The organism is Streptomyces sp. P17, assembly GCF_032436805.1.
Classification (GTDB): Bacteria; Actinomycetota; Actinomycetes; order Streptomycetales; family Streptomycetaceae; genus Streptomyces.
Genome location: NZ_JAVRBF010000197.1, coordinates 1 through 974, shown reverse-complemented (window position 1 = coordinate 974; position 974 = coordinate 1). Strand labels below are relative to the sequence as shown.

Here is a 974-nt window from a genome sequence, read left to right as displayed (position 1 = left end):
GAACGTCGGCGCCGCGTGGACCAGGCCCTCTACGCCGTCATCATCGAGGCATACGTCCATGGCGTGTCCACCCGCAGCGTCGACGACCTGGTCAAAGCCCTCGGTTCGGACACCGGCATCTCCAAGAGCGAGGTCTCCCGAATCTGCGGCGACCTCGACGAAAGCCTCGCCGCCTTCCGCAACCGCCCCCTGGACCACACCCGCTTCCCCTATGTCTACCTCGACGCCACTTACCTCAAGGCCCGCGTCGACCACCAGATCGCCTCCCGTGCTGTCGTCATCGCCACTGGCGTCACCGAGGACGGCGGCCGCGAAGTCCTCGGCATCATGGTCGGCGACAGCGAGAACGAGACCTTCTGGACCACCTTCCTGCGTGACCTGCGCAAACGCGGCCTGAACGGGGTCCGCCTCGTCATCTCCGACCAGCACCTCGGCCTGGTCGCCGCCATCGGCAAGGTCATGATCGGAGCCGCACACCAGCGCTGCCGCGTTCATTTCGTCCGCAATGTCTTCTCGGTGATTCCGAAGCAGCACGCCGAGATGGCCGCCGCGACCATCCGCACGATCTTCGCCCAGCCCGATGCCGTCTCGGTCCGCGCCCAGCTCGACACCGTCGCCGACGCTTTCGGCAAGCAGTTCCCCAAGGTGAAGGAGATGCTCCTGGACGCCAAGGACGAGCTGACCGCCTTCGCCGACTTCCCCCACCAGCACTGGAAGAAGATCCAGTCGACCAACCCGCTGGAGCGCTTAAATCGCGAGGTCAAACGCCGGGCGGACGTCGTCCAGGTCTTCCCCAACGATGCCGCCGTCGAACGCCTCGCCACCGCCGTCCTGATCGAGATGCACGACGAGTGGATCGCTTTCCCCCGCCGTTACCTCTCCAACGAGAGCATGGACAGCCTCTATCCGGACAAGAACACCCTGCTGCCCGCCACCGACGAATGATCGCCTACACCACGTCAAGGGACACGACC

General features: G+C 65.3%; 1 protein-coding gene. It reads left to right on the top strand.

Features of this window, described 5'->3' with window-relative positions:
* A partial coding sequence (locus RMT89_RS40330) for an IS256 family transposase (protein WP_315888719.1) occupies positions 1-945 on the top strand: 945 nt, incomplete at its 5' end.
* Between the last annotated feature and the right edge of the window lie 29 nt (positions 946-974).